This is a genomic window from Rhizobium sp. Root1334, from assembly GCF_001426665.1.
Classification (GTDB): domain Bacteria; phylum Pseudomonadota; class Alphaproteobacteria; order Rhizobiales; family Rhizobiaceae; genus Pararhizobium.
In genome coordinates this window covers 16,579-33,723 of the sequence record NZ_LMEY01000014.1, presented here as the reverse complement: position 1 = coordinate 33,723, position 17,145 = coordinate 16,579, and the positions used below count along the sequence as shown (strand labels likewise).

The following is a 17,145-nucleotide window of genomic DNA, read 5'->3' as shown; positions in this document are numbered from 1 at the left end:
TTTGCGCCTCAGTCCGTTTCGGTCATTGTTTCCTCGCGCCAGCGCCGGAACCTCGGCATGAGCAGCGGAATGAGAAGGACCGCACTTGCCATGGCCCAAAGGGTGATCGAAATCGGACTGGACCAGAGGATGGCGACATCGCCCGCGGACAGCGACAGGGCGCGGCGCAGACTTTGCTCAAGGATCTTTCCAAGGACGAGGCCCAGGATCAGCGGAGCCATTGGAACATTTGCCCGGCGCAGGAAATATGCCCCTATACCAAGCCCCACCATCAGCACGAGATCGAACGTCGTGGATTTACCCGAATACACACCAATCGCACTGACGACAACGATGAAGGGGACGAGGACCCAAGCCGGCACCGAAAGCATGCGCGCAAAGACGCCGACGAGCGGGATGTTGATTGCAAGCAAAATAAAGTTACCGATGAAAAGGGAGGCGATCAGTCCCCACACGAGATCGGGCTGCGACCGGAAAAGTGCGGGTCCAGGAGTGAGATTATAGAGCGTAAGAACGCCCAGCATGATCGCTGTCGTGCCTGAACTCGGAATACCAAGTGTCAGCATCGGAATGAAGTTGCTGTTGGATGCACTGTTATTGGCGGCTTCCACGGAAGCCAGACCACGCATATCGCCTTTCCCGAAGCGGCTGCCTTCCGGATCGGTCTTGTCCACCACGCGCTTCTCGGTCGTATAGGCAAGCGCCGAGGCCACTGTCCCCCCCGCGCCCGGCAGAATCCCGACAAAGAAGCCGATAAGCGATCCGCGAAGCGTGGCCGCATTGGTGAACCGCATCTCGCTGAGGTTAAACAGCGATCGCCCGAGCTGCTGGATACGGACCGATGCGCCTGCGTGCATCGTCTCCAGCATGATCAGCAGTTCGCTGATCGCAAAAAGGCCGATGACCACTGTCGCAAACTGAACTCCATCAACGAGGTTTGGCGATCCGAATGTATATCGGTAGACGCCAGAATTGGCATCGATACCGATCGTCGAGATACCAAGCCCCAGCATGATCGCAAGGAGTGCCTTCACAGGCTGGTCCGTCAGCAACCCGGTCAGACATGCAAACGCAAAAACCATCAGCGCGACGTATTCGACGGGGCCAAACGCCAGTGCCCAGCTCGCCAGCACCGGGGCGGCAAGCACGATGCCGGTGGTCGCGATCGCAGACCCGACGAAGGATGTCCAGGCAGAGAGAGAAAGCGCGATACCGGCCTTGCCCTGACGGGCGAGCGGATATCCTTCCAGCGCCGTCATGACAGCAGAGGCCTCTCCCGGCACGTTGAGAAGAATGGCACTGATGCGGCCACCATATTCAGAGCCGATATAGATGGCGGCCATGAGGATCAATGAGCCTTCGGGCGGCAAGCCAAGGGCAAAGACGACCGGGACCAGCATCGCGACCGCGTTGATCGGTCCTAGTCCCGGCAGGACGCCGACCATGGTGCCGACGACCGCCCCGATCGTTGCCAGAAACAGGTTGGTTGGGGCCAGCGCGATGCCGAACCCGTGAATGAGATAGCTGAGCGTATCCATCAGATGATCCCTCCCAAAGGACCGGTCGGCAGGACCACGTCAAGAACGCGGTCAAAAAGCAGGAATGACGAGACCGAGAGCACTGCGCCCACCAAAACCCCCTGCCACCATTTCGCGCCGAAGATCATGGCGATCGGGATCATGAACACGGTCGTGGCGATGACGAACCCCAGTGGCTGGAAGAGGAGCGCGTATGCGAGAAGCAATCCCGACAGAGCCACTATGGCTCTGCCGGGCATGGGAGGCACCGACGGGTCCGCCTCGCCGGGCTTCCACACCAGGATCACGCCGCAAAGGGCGATCATCCCCGCTGCAATCAACGGAAAGGCGCGGGGGCCTGTGGGCTCATAGGCAAAGGGTGCCTCCAGGCCATAGCCGAAGGCGAGCATGATCGCTGCAACCGCGATTGCGGCTACACCCAGGATACGGTCGGTGTGCATCGTTTGAACCTTACTTGACGGCGAGCCCGAAATCGGCCGCGAGCTTCTTGTAGGCGGCCACCCGTTCCTCGACGAACGCCGTGGTTTGCTCACCCGTCATCGGCAGCGGGAAGAGGTTCCTCTTCTGCAGCTCGGCAGCGTAGTCCGGAGACTGCATCGTCGTGGCAAAGGCGTCCGCCCACCACTTGTAGTCGGCGTCGCTCACATCCGGACCGACATAGAAACCGCGCACGATCGGCCACTGGATATCAAAGCCCTGCTCCTTGGCGGTCGGCACCTCGGCCAGCTTGCCTGGAAGCCTGTCTTCAGAGAAGATCGCCAGGAGCTTGAGCGGTGCGCCGCCGTCGATCGCCGCCTGACTGTCACCAACGTCGTTCATGCAGACATGGACATGCCCGCCTTGAAGAGCCGTGGCGCAGTCTCCGCCGCCTTCAAACGCAACGAAGCGCATGGTCTTGTAGTCGATACCTGCAGCGCGTGCCGCCATGGCGGCCTTCATCCAGTCCTGGCTACCGATCGTACCGCCTGCACCAATGATGACGGAGGTTGCGTCCTTCTTGATGGCAGACATTAAACCATCAAGCGACTTGAACTCGCTTTCATTCCGAACAACGACCGCACCATAGTCGGCGCCGATGCTGGCGACCCAACGGACATCCTTCTCGGTGTAGGCTCCGAACTTGCCTTGCGCGAGGTTGAGCAGCGAGCCGGCCGAAAAAGCAACAATCGTGCCGGGTTCCGCACGGCGCTGGCCGACGACCGCATTATATGCGACGGCACCGATGCCGCCAGGCATGTAGGATACGCGAACCTGTGATTTAACCGCACCCGACTGCTGCAAGCTCGCCTGAGCAAGCTTGCAAGTGATGTCGAAACCACCGCCTGGCTGAGCCGGCGCGATGCATTCAGGATTTCTGGGTTCGGCGGCACTTACCGATGGCGCCGCCGTGAACGCACCCAATGAGATTGCGGCCGCAGAGACGGCGCGAGAAACGAATGACATTGATATCTCCTCCAAAGACGTGTGCAGATCTCCACATCTGCAGGAAAAGCAAATATCCGAGCGAAGCTTTCATTCACCTTTCAATGAACGACCGGCAGAGAAATCCTTACGATCAGCCCACTCTGTTCTTGCCGGTTGAGAACTGTCATCGTTCCGCCGTTGGCCCTTGCGACCGTCAGAGCGATCGCCAGTCCAAGCCCGCTACCACTGGAGACATGCCTGCCGCTGCGAAAACGCGTGCCTGCATGGTTGATTTCATCCTCGGTCATCCCAGGGCCTTCATCGATCACTTCGATAATCGCCATGTCGCGATCGGTTTTTAATATCACCGATATAAGGGACTTCTCCGGTGCGTAGGTGACGGCATTATCGATGATATTCACGAGCGCTTCGCGCAACAGGCCCTCATTGACGCGGACGGCGACCTTGCCATCGGGCGCTTCGAACGTGCAATCCATCCGCCTGCCCCGGATGCGGGGCCAAAGCATTCTGATCGTATCCGCAATCGTCTCGGACAGGCCGATGATGTCCTGTGGATAGATGTCAGTGCCCTGCGATGTCCGTGCTTTTGCAAGAGCGAGCAGTTGATTGGTCGTGCGGATAGACCGCTCCAGCACGTCCTTTGATGAACGCAGCGCGATGCGAACCTCCTCCGTATCGCGCTGGTGCAAGGCGTAGTCGATCTGCGTGCGCAGGATAGTCATCGGCGTTCGAAGCTGATGTGAGGCGTCGTCGAGAAAACGCCGCTGCTGTGTCGCCTCCTCCACCGTTTTCTGCATCAAGCCGTTCATTGCCTCGACAAGCGGGCGCACCTCGATCGGCAGCGATGCAACGGCAACCGGCTTGAGATCTTCTGGCTCCCGGGCATCGATCGCCATCCGCAGACTGTGCAGCGGCTTGAGTGCCTTGACCACACCCAATGCGATGAGCACGGCCAGGATCAGCACGACCAGTAAATCGCGGAGGATGGCGCGCACGATGAGCTCTTTTTGAAACGCAGATCGCGATATCTTGGTTTCCGCAACCTGGATGGTGATCTGAACACCGTCGGGATCGCCGGCATCGAGCGGCCGCTGGAGCGCACCGATGCGTATATCCTGACCGACATAGACGCCGTCATGGAAACGGAGCTCTCCGCTCTCGAGATCCGGGGTTTTCGGGAGCAGGACATCACCAATCTGAACGAGCCCATCACTCGTCGAAACGTTGAAGTAGACCGCTCCCTGCGCGGTGAGCTGAAAGAACTCGAAGAGATTGTAAGGCAGTTCGACACCAACCCCTCCGCTCTCGGTCGATATGTTGGCATCTACCGCCCGGACCGCACCTGCCAGCGACCGGTCATAGGCGCTGTCGGCCATTTCCTGGATGGTTGTCGTACTAAACCAGAGGGTGGAGGCCATCGCCGCAATGATCGCAGGCACGATCCAGAAGCCGAGCGTTACCGCCAGACTACGCTCATGACGTTCGGCCTTGGTCATGACTGTCCCGCTTCAAGAACGTAACCCAACCCCCTCAACGTTCTGATCTGAACGGTGCCGGACAGCTTCTTTCGCAGGCGGTGTGCGATCACCTCGATCGCTTCCAGGTGCATGTCGGCATCATAGGAGAACATGCGATCCATGATCTTCTGTTTGGACATCGGTTCGCCAGCATGCTGGATGAGGACACGCAACATCGAATGCTCGCGCGGTGTCAGCTCGATTGGTGCATCCTGCAGGCTGAACTTCTGTTCGGCGGACGAATAGGATAGCTCTCCGCACGAAAACGTGCCGGCATTTCGTCCATGGGATCTTCGGATCAGCGCCACGAGCCTGGCTTCCAACTCCTCTATGGCGAAGGGCTTTGCCAGGAAGTCGTCCGCACCTTCGTGCAGACTGTCGATCCGCTCGGCCAGCGTGTCACGGGCAGTCAATATCAATGCGGGCGTCGTGTCGTGTCTGGCACGCATCGCTGACAACACCGATCTTCCGTCCATGGCAGGAAGACCGAGGTCAAGGACAACCGCATCGAACTCTTCTGCACGCAGACGGCTATCGGCAACCGCGCCGTCCTCCGCCCACTCGATCATGAACGAATACCGTTGCTTCAATGCCTTGATCAGCCACTGCGCCAACTCGGCGTCGTCTTCGACCAGAAGAATTTTCAAGAGATGCCCCACCCTTTTTTGCCAATCTTAGCTGCGTTTGCAGATAAAGCGCCTCCATCTGAACCGGGATAATATCCCGCTGCTGTGAAGTCATTGGCGCATTCCTATAGTATGAAGAGTGTAACGATTTTGCCGCCGCTGTCCCATAAGGCATGACGGAGCGCAGGGCCTTGCGCACAGGATGTTCCTGGTTTGGAAACGCCATCGCGATGGAGAAGCCGTCTATCAATGATCCGGCTCACTACCTTCGATGAAATTATGGAAGATTACGCGCGAGGCATCCGCGCCATTCTGGATCCAGACCGCATGCGGCTCGGTTTCAAGCACGAAATGCCGACGGTGGATGAGTACCGGCATCTCAGGATGGCCGTCTATTCTCGTCAGGAATACCGGACCTCACGATACCACCGCCATCAAGTTCGTTGCCGCATGATCTTTTCGATCATGCGGCAGAGCTGGGCGTGACTTGTTGTCAGCGTCGCAGTTTGATGACTTCGAACGCCAAACCGTTGTCGTCACAGGGTCGGCGGGAGATCTCTACGAAGCTCAGCCTGCGATAAAAGCCCAAGGCGCTCTCATTGAGGGCATACACGTCAAGCTCCAGGGTGCCATGGATCTTGAGGGCATGCTCGATCAGCGATTTTCCAACTCCTGTTCCATGGCTTTCCGGGGCAACAAACAAGCCGCCGATGAAGTTGCCCAACAGGCCGATAAAACCCACCGGCTTGGCTTTGGACACCGCCACCCATGTTTCAGCTTTCGGCAGGTAGACATCGCCGACGAGTTGCTGCTGCTCGTCGAGTTGTGTTTGCGTAAAGAAGGAATGGCCAATCTCGGAGGCTGTACGCCAGATGGTGAGCAGGCGCAGGGCATCCTTCGGCCTATAGGGCCGGATCTCAAGTTCAGTAGACATTCTAAATTCCGTCAATTGGGCGCAAATGCGCGGCATTCATCACTCGGCCAGGTGGTGGCCGTTACCCCTATGGGGTCATTCCGCGTTGAAGTCGCTGCGCATAAATCTCCTTAATTGACGGCGGGCGTCTACCCGTCGATGGCGGGAATGTCAACGATGCTGGAAGTCAGAAGGGTAAGCAACGCACACTTGTTCGGCACCCCGGGCTTGAGAAGGGCGATGGTCAGCAATGGCCCGCCGACCACCATACCGGCGGCGTAGATCGAGATCAGATATCCGACCTCGGCGATCGAGACGCCAAATGCCGCCGAAAGTGACGGCATCATGCAAGCGACCATAAACTCAGACGTGGTCAGCGAGAAAATCGTCAGTCCCAAGATATAGACCACCAGCGGCATGCCCGTTCGCACCTGCTGCCGCTCTCTCGTGCCCGATGGCGCGTCCATTGGGGTGGCGGGATTAATTGTGTCCGTTGTTCACGAATTCATATCTATAATTTTGACTATATAATTGGCTAACCGGCTTGTTTATGGCGCTCAAGCGATTTATGTAAATCTCACTACAGAAAGGAATGCCATGGCAATCCGCGGCCGGCCGCGCAGTTTTGATCGCGATCATGCACTGCAGCGCCTAATGGAAGTATTCTGGGCCAAGGGGTATGAGGGCGCGCAGCTCAACGACCTGACGGCAGCGATCGGGATTACCCCACCCAGTTTCTATGCGGCCTTTGGCTCGAAGGAAGCGGCCTTTCGCGAGGCGGTCGATCTCTATGTGGCAACAGCCGGATCCGGTGCCATACGCGCACTCGAGGGTGCGACGGCGTATGAATCGATACACGCGATGCTTATGGCCAGTATCGACACGGCCGTCGGTGCACCACAATCAGGCGGCTGTCTGCTGATCCTCGGTGTTATCAACTGCCAGATCGAGACCGAGCCCCTGCGCGACCTTCTCAAGCAAATTCGTAAAGATACCGAACTGCGTATTCGTACCCGTCTGGAGCGTGGCGTTGCCGAGGGTGACCTACCGGCGTCGAGTAACGTGCAGATGCTGGCCAACTACTACAGCACCATAATGCAAGGCCTTTCGATGCAGGCGCGCGACGGCGCCACCCGGGAAGATTTGCAGGCGCTCGTCGCCCCATCCATGGCCGCCCTGCAGTAACAGATTCCGGTTTACCGCCCCGTCAACAATCATCATCGATCGAAAGAAACCCATGGAACATCAAACGAACAACGCTGTTCACGACCATGTCACCTCGACGGGCAAAGTTGTAGTGCCTGCGGTCCTCAAAGATGACGTCGAGCAGTTTCACTATGCCCCCGCCCGCCGCGCTGGTGATTTTGTCTTTCTGTCCGGTGTCGTCGCAAGCAACGGCTTGTCGGCACCGATGGACGCCGAGGGTTTTCGCCATGAACTGCGTCGTGCCTTCATATTGATGGAGCAGCTTCTTCACGCATGCCAGGCGCGCATGGACGATGTGGTGGAGCTGCAGATGTTCCATGTGTTCGGCAGCGATCGGCTGATACTGGACAAAGCGGGGCAACTTGCAGCGATTGCAGCTGTCCGGGACGAATTCTTTCCCGCTCCCTATCCGGCCTGTGTCGAACTGGCGGTCGCAGATCTGAACCCGGAAGGCGGGTTGGTGGAAATCAAGGCGACAGCGTTTGCGCCCTTGTCGCTGCGCGCCGGAATTTAGCGCATCGAAGATCTCGCAGCTGCGGGCCTCGGCCGCTGACGACAGGTTCGGCCAACATAGCAGGCCGGCATCAGCGAAGACCGGTATTCCGTCGTTGAACCACTGACGAGCCAGTCCCAAATTCGGCCAAAATGTGCATCGGCGGCGCGGGGTTCATTAAACTCTGCGCTCCCCATCATCGCGGCGGCCGCCTTCAGAGGCTGGCATTCATGGCGCCGCGGTTCCCTGATTTCATCGATGTCGACAACAACAACGCTACGGTCGCCAGGATGGCCGCCACAAAGCCAAGATTCCCCGCGCCCAGCCACGCGATTCCGAGGCCGCCGATTGAACCAGACAGCGCGATGGCAAGGTAGAGAATTGCCTGGTTGAGCGAAATGAGAACACCGGCGGCTTCTGGTTTCAGTGAGATCAGCCGGTGTTGCTGCGGCGTCGTAATCGCAAAAGCAGCAACCCCATAGACGGCGATCATTGCCAAGGCTCCCGCCATGTTTCCTGTCGCCAGCGGCAAGCCCAGCATGCTGATGATCAACCAAAGCAAGGCAATGGTCACAACCCTTGGCCCGCCGATGCGATCTGCGAGCATCCCGGCGCCCAGGTTCCCGGCAGTGCCGACCACACCAAGGGTCGTCATCAGGCCTGCAAGGTAGAAACTGTTCCCTTGCGTGGCCGTCTCAAAGATAATGCCCATGTAGGTGTACGGCATATAAACCGCAGTGAAGGCCAGCAGAGTTACGCCAAGGACCGCAACGATTTGCGGCTCAAGCAGGAGCCGCAATTGCTGGCGCAATCCGGTCGTTGTCGCGACGGGTGTTCTTGTCGGGATAAGGAAAAAGATACCGATGACACCCACCGCCGCCAGTCCGGTTGCAAGCCACATGGTCGACCGCCAGCCGAACATGCCGCCGAAAGCCGTGCCCAGTGGCGCTCCCAAAGCCGTAGCTGCGGTAAAGCCGCTGACCACCAGGGCGATGGCTTTGCCCCGATGCGCGGGTGAGACCATGGCGGCCGCAGTGACCGTCGCGGTCGGAACAAACAATCCGACACCGAGCGCCGCGATAACCTGGCCGATCAGAACCTGCCCATAAGATGGTGCGAGCGCGGTCCAGACGCTTCCTGCGAGATAGACCAATGCCGCGCTGACCAAAACGGTTCTGCGCTCCCATCTTCCGGTGGCTGTTGTCAGGAACGGGCCGGCAAGCGCGCAGGTCAGCGCGAAGATTGTGATGACCTGGCCAGCGACAGACGGTGAAATATCAAGAGAACTGCTGAGGAGCGGCAGGAGGCCCGCCAGAACAAACTCACCGGTTCCAACAACAAAGACACCGAAGGCAAGCATTAAAACCGGCAGCCATTGATTTTTGCCCGGCGGCCGTTCGGCCTCATCTGGCGTTTGCACCGTGGAACTGAGCATAATGGGACCTTTCCGGCGCGGCGATATCAGCACCGGCGCCAAGTTATTGATTCAACAGTTGCGGGTAGAGTGGGTTACAGGCGCAGTTGCGCAGCACGGCTCACTAAGATGTCCGGCTTGAAGCGCACCAGCCCATTCGTTGGAAGGCCTTCCGGAGAACGCGTCATGCTCCCATCGAACCCTTCCAGAGCGGCATGTCCGGTCAGCATGAGCATTTCCCCGGAACCAAAGTCCGGAAACAGCAAACCACAGGCCGGATCAAGCAGAAGATTGCCCAGCGTGCTGAAGTAGAAATTACCCCGGTATTCGGGCCAGATCAGGCCGTCGCCGTCCCATCGGACAAAGCCGGATGGACCACCGCGATGGGAGACATCCATGTCGCTACCCGTGCCGGACGGGGCGCGGGTCGCGATGAAAAACGTGTCTGCGTCGGCGACGACACGCTCGATCACACGGATGTCAATCGCAGCTTCCATCGTAGCGGACACGCGTTCCACCGTCCTGGCACGAATGAACTGCGGACAGTTGCCGAACGCTTGCCGCACGTTGACGACAAATCCACTGTCTCTAACGGACGTGATGGTGCCATTGACCCTTATACGGCGACGGGTCAGGAGATCGATTGCGAGGATGGCAATCGGGGCGCCTTGAACAATGCCCGCCGCCGCCGGGTCGGCAGGATCGGGCAACGCTCCAACATGGACCTGCATCGCATCTATCGCGCGAACGAAACCCGCTGCGCCAAAACCCATCGTCGCCCAAAGGCGGCCGGCACGATCTGGCACGGCCAGGACAATGTAGTTCAACTCTTCCAGGAAGGCTTGAAACGCTGGTGGCAAACTTGTTTGAATCGCGCGCGAACCTGCAAGCCGTTCGCGCGAGGCGACCAGGCTCTGGAGCTCTCGCTCCCCAGCGTGAAATGGATCGCTGTTCATTACACTCTCCGTGCCGCCTCAAGCCGCTGTTTGGACGCACGGCGCGCCAGTTCGAATTGCGCAGCTTCCCCCATCAGTGCTGCCACATTGGCCGATGCCTGGTGGGACGTCAGCTCAAACGCCAGCTGCTCGATGTCAGTGCCGGCTTTAAGTTCTCCAACCCGCATCGCCTCGTTCGACAAATCGATGATGCGCTGTCTCGCTTCGGCTCGATGGTGCTCCACACGGTCACGGATATCTCCTGGGCGCGTCCGGTATTCAGAGCTGAGCGCATGGACCAGGCAGCCGCCGGGGAGCGTCCTGTGCTCCACGAATGTGTACCATCCCTCGACGAGCGCGATCAGGCGCTCGACCGCCGTCGGCTTCGCCATCGCCGGCGCAACAACTGTTTCGGTGTAGAGGGCAACGCCATTTTCGATCGTCGCCAGTTGCAGGGCTTCTTTATCACCAAAAAGGACCTGGATATTGCCCTTTGCCACCCCGGCATCCGCCGCAACCCGCCCAAATGTCAGCCCTTCCAACCCTTCGACGGAGGCGATCTGAATTGCATGGTGGAGTATGTTCGCTCTGGCGCGATCACCACGCTCTTTCCGCTTGTCGATCGTCTTCATGGTCGCTCCGCAGCTCGTTAATTCGGTATACACTTAAAAAATATACATTCGTATGTATATTGTAAAGAGACAATCACATGCCGCTGCGCGATTTTGAACACTCCAACGGGTGGAGGATCGAATGGGCCGGGAATAAAACACGAAGCAGCCAGCCATGAAGAATGTGTGTGGGGAGGTGGCTCATACCGTGCCCCCCGGATTTCCTTGCAACCCGCAAGATTCTTGGCGGAGCAGTGATGGCGCCGGAAACTCTCTGAACGGGACAGCGACCTTGTCGCCGTTCATCCGTCTTGAACGGGCGCAACGCTTTGGACGCTGCAATTTTGTTCAAGACTGGCGCGTCTTCGAGCTGCAATCACCGGAACCCCGCATGAAGAAAGGAACGCCCTTGATCACCTTCGGTTACTCCACCGCCATCAAACATCGATTTCCGGAGTTGGCCTCGCAGGCAATACTTTTCGATGGCGTCACCACAGAGGCAGATGTCTCCGGGCCAGTGCGAGAGTTCACCCGCATCGCCAATGTCCGGCTCGCGACAGGATCAGAGAGCGAATTCCCGGAAATCCAGGCATGGCGGCGTACATTCGCCAAGATGGGCTTGAAGCCGACACAATATAGGTGCGCCGCAGAAGCACTGCTTCGCCGGTTGAGAAAGGAACAAAGCCTTCCCGCCATCCATCCCCTTGTCGATATCTGCAATGCGATATCCGTCGCTTTCGCCACCCCCATCGCGCTCTTCGATACGGCAAGGGTGCACACTCACCTCGAAGTCCGCCAAGCCGAAGGAACCGAAGTTTATCAGACCTTCTCCGGGGAGACCGAGACGCCGGAAGCGGGCGAAGTGATTTTCGCAGACCATGCGGGCCATGCGCATGCACGCCGCTGGTCGAATCGTCAGAGCGGCCGCTCTATCATACGGCCGCAAACGGCATCGGTCCTGATCGTCGCGGAGGCGCTTCACGATGGCGCGGCGGAGGACCTGATGCGGTTAAAGGCAGCGCTCGAACACGCCTTGCCGGACGCCTGGCCGCTTGGCCGGATCATCAAGTTTCCGACAGGGTGAACATCGGATTTCAGGCCGTTAGGGCACCCTTGAAAACTGGATGCTGGCGTCTGACAACGACTCCAAAACAGCCATCGCCTGACAAGGGGCGATGGGAGAAAGTGAGAGGAATTCCGTCAATCGGCTGGCACGATCACCCGTCAGGGCGGCGATAAAACGCCGGTACTTATTTGTTTTCAGGATTTCTCCGAAGCTTCAGGATATTGCCTTTGGGCGCCAACGCCGCCTGCCTTTCACTGGGCAGCGTCAATCATGGTGACCCAGGCGGCTGCCCGGCGGGCGGCGTTGGCCAGAACGGGCTTAGGCGCCTTGTACCATTCGTTTTCTGGCAGTTCGCGCTTGAGGCGAACAAAGGCTATCGCATCGTCGAGCGTTGGGAATTCCTGTGGCACAGTCAGGTGCAGAAAGAGCGCAACAACGGCAACGGAGCGGGAGCGGCCGCCGCGGCAATTGATCAGCACGCTGCCGCGTTCGCGCCTCGGATAGGAGGGCTTTTCCGGGAGTACCTGCTCGAGTGCAGCGCGCAAGATATAATGGGCCGCGACCATCTGGGTTTCTGGATTGCCCTCGCCGTCGATCAGACCGATCTTGAAATAGCGGATCTCGCCCGGCCCATAGACACTGCCCTCATGATCTGAGACGACCTGTGGCTGCTCGACGAAATTGAAGTCGAGATTGACGGCGCAATTGACAACCGTAGTGATGCCCTTGCTGCGCAGGAGATTAAGGTCGCTTGCACCCTCCTTGCCGGAGATGAACAGATCGACGCCGTACAGCGGGTGGCGTTCGTAGATGAGGCTGAGCTTCGGCAGTTCTTGCGATTCCGGTGGTTGGGCGATATCCCGTTCCAGCTGTTGCATGTCATATCTCCGTCGGCGCCGATGTGGCTGCCTTTCAAGTCTCTGGTGTTTAGGGCCTGCTCAAGCGCGAGCCGCAGTCTGGTCCCGCTGTGCCGCAGCCTTTGCGATCCGGCCTACGGAAATGGAGCGGGCGACCCGTTCAAGTGTCGGATAGTTTGCCCCCTCCCCCGTTGCGATATAGCCCGGGCAGAGAAAGTCGGCGGAATCCTCCGCCACCTTGCCAAGCGTTAATGGTTCGTAACGTCCGCCCGCGTTCCTGAGGATAAGTGTGGCCGCCGCCACATCCCAGGCATTGACGCCGAAGCCGGTGGCCGCATCCGTCCAGCCGGCGGCGACATGGGCGAGGCTGAGGGCTGCGCTTCCCGGCCGCCGCACTGTCGAGAAGGTCTCGACCAGCGCGCCGAGATTGGTGAGCGCCACCTCACGGCCATCAAGCCGAAAATCACGCGACACCGGATAGCCGGTGATCAGCGTGGCACGGGTCTCCTCCGGATTTGCGCAGGAACGCAATCTCTTGTCGTTGACATAGGAGGCCTTGAGATCGGCAGCAAACATCAGGTCAGCGACCGGATCGTAGATCGCGCCGGCAACGACCTCACCGTCGATGACGGCTGCAATCGAAATGCACCAGAAGGCAAGGCCGCGGGCAAAATTCGCCGTTCCGTCGATAGGATCGACATACCACTGGATTTCGCCGGTGCCGATCTGGCCACCTTCTTCGCCCATGATTGCCGAATTGGGTTCATGCTCAAGGATAAAAGCCCGGATGGTCGCTTCGGCGCGCTTGTCGTGGATGGTGACGATGTCATGGAGATCGACCTTGTAGTCGACAGCCATATCCGAGCGGAACGCCTCAAGCAGCGGATCGCGCACGGCAAGGGCTGCCGACTTCGCGATTTCCATCAAATGCGTCGAGCGGGAAAGCGCCTCCCCGGTTACGGATTTCGGTTCGGTTGAGGAAGGGCTTGGCATCGGCATGTCCAGTCTGCTCGTTCGATAAAAAGGCCGGCGCGGTGGAGGACGCGCCGGCAAGGGGGTCACTTGGTGTAATTTACGCGCCAGAAATCCTGCCACTCTTCGCGGCGATCGAAATCGTCGAGGCCGGTGGATGAATCGTAGCCAAGCAGCTTGCCGGCGACCTTCATCAGGCCTGACGGCTCGTCGGCCGGCATCTTGATGTCGGTGCTGGTCGGCAGCTTGCCGTCCTTCATCTGTGGCGCGATGCCTTCTTCGGTCAGGATATAGTGGATGAAGAGCTTGGCGGTGTTCGGGCTCTTTGTCTTTGAAGCGATCAGGCCAAGCTTGATGTAGCTCCAGCCAACCCAGGGATCGAGATCAGTGCAGATGCCGAGCTTGTACCCCTTGTCCGCATTGTCGCGGAACTTGGCGGAGCTGAGCAGGCCAATGAAGGGCTCTTTCTGGCCGGCAACGCCAACGGCTTCGGCAACCGGATCGTCACCATCCGTTGCCAGCGGTGCGTTCTGTGCCAGCGCCTTGATCCAGGCCGCGGCCGCGCTCTTTTCGCTTGTTTCGAGGTCCTTGCCGAAATGCGCCTTGTAGGCTGCGGCCACCTTGTCGGTGCTGTGCGTTTCGAGCTGATTGAACCAGTCGGTGTAATTGCCTTTGGTCAGCGGGTCGACCATGGCGACCTTGCCCTTCCATTTCGGCTCGGTCAGTTCCCAGATATTGGAAACGGGGCATTTGTCGTAGGCTTCTGTATTATAGGCCCAGACATTGGCGTTGGTGGAGATCGCCAGCGGATTCTGGAACTGAGCCGGGATCTTCGAGGTCATGTTGCCGGGCAGGTAGTTCTCGACGAAGTTTTCCGGCAGCAGCTGCGCCAGTGCGGCTGGTGCGTCGGTGATCAGCACGACATCGCCCTGGACATTGTCCGCCTGGCTTTCGCGGATGATCATTTCCAGCTGGCTATTGGCCGAAACCTTCATGCCCGTCGCCTTCAGCCCGTATTTGGTGCTGAAATTCTCGGCCATCTCGACGATCTTGCCGGTGCTGTCATAGATATTGATCGGCTTTTCCTGCTTTGCCGCAGCAACAAGAGCGTCGAGATCGAAGGCGTCGTCCGCCGCAGCCGGGACGGTGGAAATCCCCGCCGTCAGAATGGCGGCGATCGCCGTCATCGTCGCGTATGTGCTTTTTCTCATCGTTTCCCCTCCCAAGGAAAGTGAAGGCAGGCTTGGACCTGCCTCCGGTTTATTTCTTGTAGTTTACACGCCAGAAATCCTGCCAGCTCTCACGCTTGTCGAGATCGTCTGCAGCGGTCGCGGCATCGAAGGCCATCAACTCGTCGAGATGCTTGGCGACGCCCGAAGCTTCGTTGGCCGGCAGGCCGATCTTGGAATTGCCGGAGATCTTGCCATCGATTGTCTGTGGCGCGATGCCCTCTTCGGTCATCAGGTAGCGCAAGAAAAGCTTGGCTGCGTTGGGGCTTTTCGTCTGGGCGGCCATCAGGCCGAAACCGGGATATAGAAAGCCGGAAAAAGGTTTTACACCATCGCAAAGCCCGAGCTTCAGCCCCTTGGCCTCGTTGTCGCGATACTTCGCCGTTGACGTGATGACGAAGAATGGCTCTGCCTGTCCCGGTGCACCGGCGGCTTCCGCGACAGTGCTTGAATCCGAAAGCAGCGGTGCGTTTTCGGCAAAGGCCTTCACCCAGGCTGCTGTCGCACTCTTTTCGTCCGTCGCCAGCGCCTTGCCGTAGAGATCTTCGTACGCCTTGGCCACATCCGCATCATGATGTGTTTCAATCTGGTTGAACCAATCCGCGTAGAGCGGCTTGTCGAAGAGGTCGAGCATGGCAAGCTTGCCCTTCCACTGCGGCTCCGTCAGCTGCCAGATGTTGGTGACCGGGCATTTGTCGTATTTCTCGGTGTTGTAGGTCCACACATGCGGATCGGAGACGACGACGAGCGGGCTACGCAGCTTTTCCGGAATGTCGGTTGCCAGGTCGCCAGGCGTCCAGCTGGTGGCGATGCCTTCCGGCAGAAGCTCACCCATGGCCGAAGCAACATCGGTTGCGACGCTGACATCACCGACGATGTTGCCGGCCTGATACTCGCGGATCATCAATTCGACCTGAGTCGCCTCGTTGACCTTCTTGCCACTGGCTTGCACGCCGTATTTGGCGGTGAAGGCCTCGGCCGTGTCGACGATCTTACCGGTCACGGCATAGACGGTGATCGGTGGTTCCTTCTTCGCTGCATCGATGAGGGCGTCGAGATTGAAAGCCTCTTCGGCATGCGCTGCGCCGCCGATCGCCGTTGTAAGAATGAGGGCCAGTGCGGAGGCGGCTGCTCGCCGCCTCCGCTGGTTTGCCTGCATGGTTTGGGTCATGGTGACTGCTCCCTGATCTGCCGTTATTTCTGATAGTTCAACCGCCAGAAGTCCTGCCAGGTCTCGCGCTGATCCCAGTCATCGAGGCTGGTCGCCATGCTGTAGGGCAGGACCTGGTCGAGAACGGCGCCGATACCGGACGGCTCGTCGGCAGGCGGCTTGACCTCGGTATTGGTTGACATCTTGCCGTCGATCGCCTGCGGTGCGATGCCCTCTTCGGTCATCACGTAGTGGATGAACAGCTTTGCCGCGTTCGGGCTGTTGGTGCCCTTGGTGATCAAGCCAACGCCGGGATAGAGCCAGCCAAGCCATGGCTTCAGGTCCTTGCAAAGACCGAGCTTCATGCCCTTGTCGGCATTGTCGCGGAATTTCGCCGAACTGATCAGGCCCATGAAGGCCTCTTTCTGACCGGGAACACCGACGGCTTCGGCTGCCGCGGCATCGGCATCTGTAAGCAGCGGCGCGTTGGCGGCGAGCGCCTTGATCCAGGCCGCGGTGGCGCTCGTCTCTCCGGTCTGGAGGTCCTTGCCATAAAAATCCTTGTAGGCGCCCGCGACCTTGTCGTCGCCATGCTTGGCCATCTGGTTGAACCAGTCGACATAGGACGCTTTGCCGAGCGGATCCTGCATGGCGACCTTGCCCTTCCACTTCGGCTCCGTCAGCTCCCAGATATTGGCAACGGGGCATTTGTCGAAGAGTTCGGTGTTGTAGGCCCAGACATTGGCGCTGGTGACGACCGTCAGCGGGTCCTGGTACTCGGCGGGAATGGTCTTGGCGAGATCCGGCGGCAGCCAGCTTTCGGCAAACCCCTGCGGGATCAGCTGGGCCATGGCCGCCGGTGCATCGCTGATGATCGACACGTCGCCCTGGATGTTGTTGGCGCGCGCTTCGCGAATGATCATCTCAAGCTGGGCCGTTGCCTTGACCTTCGAGCCTTCGGCCCCGACGCCATATTTCTTGGCGAAATTCTCAGCCATTTCGACGATCTTGCCGGTGCTGTCATAGACCGTGATCGGCTTTTCCTGCTTGGCTGCCTCGATCAGCGCATTGAGATCGAAAGGCTCCTCCGCCTTCGCCGCACCGGCAAGCAAGGTTAAGATCGCCGTTGCACATAGCAGGGTGTTCCTGCCGCCTGTCATTTTACGCTTCATACTGCTCCTCCTTCAGCAAGC

At 59.0% G+C, this 17,145-nt stretch carries 19 protein-coding genes; 4 read left to right on the top strand and 15 right to left on the bottom strand.

Translation table 11 applies throughout. The features are described from left to right. Positions 1–8: 8 nt before the first annotated feature. The 5 genes from ASD36_RS17580 to ASD36_RS17560 all read right to left on the bottom strand — a co-directional run bounded on the left by ASD36_RS17580 (position 9) and on the right by ASD36_RS17560 (position 5,127). Positions 9–1,538, bottom strand: a complete 1,530-nt coding sequence (locus ASD36_RS17580) for a tripartite tricarboxylate transporter permease (protein ID WP_060511529.1) — start codon at positions 1,536–1,538, stop codon at positions 9–11. Beyond that, positions 1,538–1,978 carry a tripartite tricarboxylate transporter TctB family protein gene (locus ASD36_RS17575; RefSeq protein WP_060511527.1) on the bottom strand — a complete coding sequence of 147 codons (441 nt, stop codon included), beginning with the start codon at positions 1,976–1,978 and terminating at the stop codon, positions 1,538–1,540. The genes ASD36_RS17580 and ASD36_RS17575 overlap by 1 nt, the downstream gene beginning before the upstream one ends. A 10-nt stretch (positions 1,979–1,988) precedes the next feature. Then, positions 1,989–2,981: a tripartite tricarboxylate transporter substrate-binding protein gene (locus tag ASD36_RS17570; RefSeq protein WP_060511525.1), complete on the bottom strand. Its 993-nt coding sequence runs from the start codon at positions 2,979–2,981 to the stop codon at positions 1,989–1,991. An 80-nt stretch (positions 2,982–3,061) separates the two neighbouring features. Further along, positions 3,062–4,459, bottom strand: coding sequence for a sensor histidine kinase (locus tag ASD36_RS17565; protein ID WP_060511520.1), 1,398 nt, complete (start codon positions 4,457–4,459; stop codon positions 3,062–3,064). Then, positions 4,456–5,127: a response regulator gene (locus tag ASD36_RS17560; protein WP_060511565.1), complete on the bottom strand. Its 672-nt coding sequence runs from the start codon at positions 5,125–5,127 to the stop codon at positions 4,456–4,458. The genes ASD36_RS17565 and ASD36_RS17560 overlap by 4 nt, the downstream gene beginning before the upstream one ends. Positions 5,128–5,355: 228 nt before the next feature. Here ASD36_RS17560 and ASD36_RS17555 point away from each other — a divergent pair, with 228 nt between their 5' ends. After that, a complete protein-coding gene (locus ASD36_RS17555) occupies positions 5,356–5,592 on the top strand; it encodes a hypothetical protein (protein WP_060511518.1) in 237 nt (78 codons plus the stop codon). A gap of 7 nt (positions 5,593–5,599) precedes the next feature. On the opposite strand, the gene ASD36_RS17550 is transcribed toward ASD36_RS17555, so the two are convergent. Together ASD36_RS17550 and ASD36_RS17545 are read right to left on the bottom strand one after the other, a co-directional pair. After that, entirely contained in the window at positions 5,600–6,040 is a 441-nt protein-coding gene (locus tag ASD36_RS17550) for a GNAT family N-acetyltransferase (RefSeq protein ID WP_060511516.1), read from the bottom strand. Positions 6,041–6,168: 128 nt separating this feature from the next. After that, entirely contained in the window at positions 6,169–6,438 is a 270-nt protein-coding gene (locus ASD36_RS17545) for an MFS transporter (protein ID WP_060511514.1), read from the bottom strand. Between the two features lie 178 nt (positions 6,439–6,616). Here ASD36_RS17545 and ASD36_RS17540 point away from each other — a divergent pair, with 178 nt between their 5' ends. Both ASD36_RS17540 and ASD36_RS17535 read left to right on the top strand, forming a co-directional pair. Then, positions 6,617–7,204: a TetR/AcrR family transcriptional regulator gene (locus ASD36_RS17540; protein WP_200954910.1), complete on the top strand. Its 588-nt coding sequence runs from the start codon at positions 6,617–6,619 to the stop codon at positions 7,202–7,204. A 52-nt stretch (positions 7,205–7,256) separates the two neighbouring features. Continuing rightward, positions 7,257–7,739, top strand: coding sequence for a Rid family hydrolase (locus ASD36_RS17535; protein WP_060511512.1), 483 nt, complete (start codon positions 7,257–7,259; stop codon positions 7,737–7,739). 193 nt (positions 7,740–7,932) lie between these two features. Here ASD36_RS17535 and ASD36_RS17530 read toward each other — a convergent pair whose 3' ends face one another. From ASD36_RS17530 to ASD36_RS17520, 3 genes are all read right to left on the bottom strand, one after another. Continuing rightward, a complete protein-coding gene (locus ASD36_RS17530) occupies positions 7,933–9,153 on the bottom strand; it encodes an MFS transporter (protein ID WP_060511510.1) in 1,221 nt (406 codons plus the stop codon). A gap of 74 nt (positions 9,154–9,227) precedes the next feature. Further along, a complete protein-coding gene (locus ASD36_RS17525; RefSeq protein ID WP_060511508.1) occupies positions 9,228–10,088 on the bottom strand; it encodes a pyridoxamine 5'-phosphate oxidase family protein in 861 nt (286 codons plus the stop codon). Continuing rightward, positions 10,088–10,699 carry a TetR/AcrR family transcriptional regulator gene (locus ASD36_RS17520; protein ID WP_060511506.1) on the bottom strand — a complete coding sequence of 204 codons (612 nt, stop codon included), beginning with the start codon at positions 10,697–10,699 and terminating at the stop codon, positions 10,088–10,090. Before ASD36_RS17520 ends, ASD36_RS17525 begins: the two co-directional genes overlap by 1 nt. Before the next feature lie 391 nt (positions 10,700–11,090). On the opposite strand from ASD36_RS17520, the gene ASD36_RS17515 reads away from it, so the two are divergent. Continuing rightward, positions 11,091–11,762 (top strand): phenylalanine--tRNA ligase beta subunit-related protein, encoded by a 672-nt coding sequence (locus tag ASD36_RS17515; protein WP_060511562.1) that lies wholly within the window; start codon positions 11,091–11,093, stop codon positions 11,760–11,762. A gap of 233 nt (positions 11,763–11,995) precedes the next feature. On the opposite strand, the gene ASD36_RS17510 is transcribed toward ASD36_RS17515, so the two are convergent. From ASD36_RS17510 to ASD36_RS17490, 5 genes are all read right to left on the bottom strand, one after another. Then, the gene (locus tag ASD36_RS17510; protein ID WP_060511505.1) at positions 11,996–12,622 is read right to left on the bottom strand and encodes a dual specificity protein phosphatase; all 627 of its coding nucleotides are present in this window, start codon (positions 12,620–12,622) and stop codon (positions 11,996–11,998) included. Between the two features lie 60 nt (positions 12,623–12,682). Continuing rightward, the gene (locus ASD36_RS17505; protein ID WP_060511502.1) at positions 12,683–13,600 is read right to left on the bottom strand and encodes an inositol monophosphatase family protein; all 918 of its coding nucleotides are present in this window, start codon (positions 13,598–13,600) and stop codon (positions 12,683–12,685) included. A 59-nt stretch (positions 13,601–13,659) separates the two neighbouring features. Next, positions 13,660–14,760: an ABC transporter substrate-binding protein gene (locus tag ASD36_RS17500; protein WP_060511499.1), complete on the bottom strand. Its 1,101-nt coding sequence runs from the start codon at positions 14,758–14,760 to the stop codon at positions 13,660–13,662. A gap of 73 nt (positions 14,761–14,833) precedes the next feature. Continuing rightward, complete coding sequence (locus tag ASD36_RS17495; protein ID WP_060511497.1) at positions 14,834–15,973, bottom strand: ABC transporter substrate-binding protein; 1,140 nt, start codon at positions 15,971–15,973, stop codon at positions 14,834–14,836. 23 nt (positions 15,974–15,996) lie between these two features. Next, entirely contained in the window at positions 15,997–17,124 is a 1,128-nt protein-coding gene (locus ASD36_RS17490; protein WP_060511495.1) for an ABC transporter substrate-binding protein, read from the bottom strand. Positions 17,125–17,145 lie beyond the last annotated feature (21 nt).

What these genes read in the sequence shown, in the direction of transcription:
- ASD36_RS17490 (WP_060511495.1), bottom strand. Translation starts at nt 17,124, where the DNA reads ATGAAGCGTAAAATGACAGGCGGCAGGAACACCCTGCTATGTGCAACG.
- ASD36_RS17525 (WP_060511508.1), bottom strand. Translation starts at nt 10,088, where the DNA reads ATGAACAGCGATCCATTTCACGCTGGGGAGCGAGAGCTCCAGAGCCTG.
- ASD36_RS17555 (WP_060511518.1), top strand. Translation starts at nt 5,356, where the DNA reads ATGATCCGGCTCACTACCTTCGATGAAATTATGGAAGATTACGCGCGA.
- ASD36_RS17530 (WP_060511510.1), bottom strand. Translation starts at nt 9,153, where the DNA reads ATGCTCAGTTCCACGGTGCAAACGCCAGATGAGGCCGAACGGCCGCCG.
- ASD36_RS17535 (WP_060511512.1), top strand. Translation starts at nt 7,257, where the DNA reads ATGGAACATCAAACGAACAACGCTGTTCACGACCATGTCACCTCGACG.
- ASD36_RS17565 (WP_060511520.1), bottom strand. Translation starts at nt 4,459, where the DNA reads ATGACCAAGGCCGAACGTCATGAGCGTAGTCTGGCGGTAACGCTCGGC.
- ASD36_RS17570 (WP_060511525.1), bottom strand. Translation starts at nt 2,981, where the DNA reads ATGTCATTCGTTTCTCGCGCCGTCTCTGCGGCCGCAATCTCATTGGGT.
- ASD36_RS17500 (WP_060511499.1), bottom strand. Translation starts at nt 14,760, where the DNA reads ATGACGGCGATCGCCGCCATTCTGACGGCGGGGATTTCCACCGTCCCG.
- ASD36_RS17510 (WP_060511505.1), bottom strand. Translation starts at nt 12,622, where the DNA reads ATGCAACAGCTGGAACGGGATATCGCCCAACCACCGGAATCGCAAGAA.
- ASD36_RS17495 (WP_060511497.1), bottom strand. Translation starts at nt 15,973, where the DNA reads ATGACCCAAACCATGCAGGCAAACCAGCGGAGGCGGCGAGCAGCCGCC.
- ASD36_RS17505 (WP_060511502.1), bottom strand. Translation starts at nt 13,600, where the DNA reads ATGCCGATGCCAAGCCCTTCCTCAACCGAACCGAAATCCGTAACCGGG.
- ASD36_RS17575 (WP_060511527.1), bottom strand. Translation starts at nt 1,978, where the DNA reads ATGCACACCGACCGTATCCTGGGTGTAGCCGCAATCGCGGTTGCAGCG.
- ASD36_RS17520 (WP_060511506.1), bottom strand. Translation starts at nt 10,699, where the DNA reads ATGAAGACGATCGACAAGCGGAAAGAGCGTGGTGATCGCGCCAGAGCG.
- ASD36_RS17540 (WP_200954910.1), top strand. Translation starts at nt 6,617, where the DNA reads ATGGCAATCCGCGGCCGGCCGCGCAGTTTTGATCGCGATCATGCACTG.
- ASD36_RS17550 (WP_060511516.1), bottom strand. Translation starts at nt 6,040, where the DNA reads ATGTCTACTGAACTTGAGATCCGGCCCTATAGGCCGAAGGATGCCCTG.
- ASD36_RS17545 (WP_060511514.1), bottom strand. Translation starts at nt 6,438, where the DNA reads ATGCCGCTGGTGGTCTATATCTTGGGACTGACGATTTTCTCGCTGACC.
- ASD36_RS17580 (WP_060511529.1), bottom strand. Translation starts at nt 1,538, where the DNA reads ATGGATACGCTCAGCTATCTCATTCACGGGTTCGGCATCGCGCTGGCC.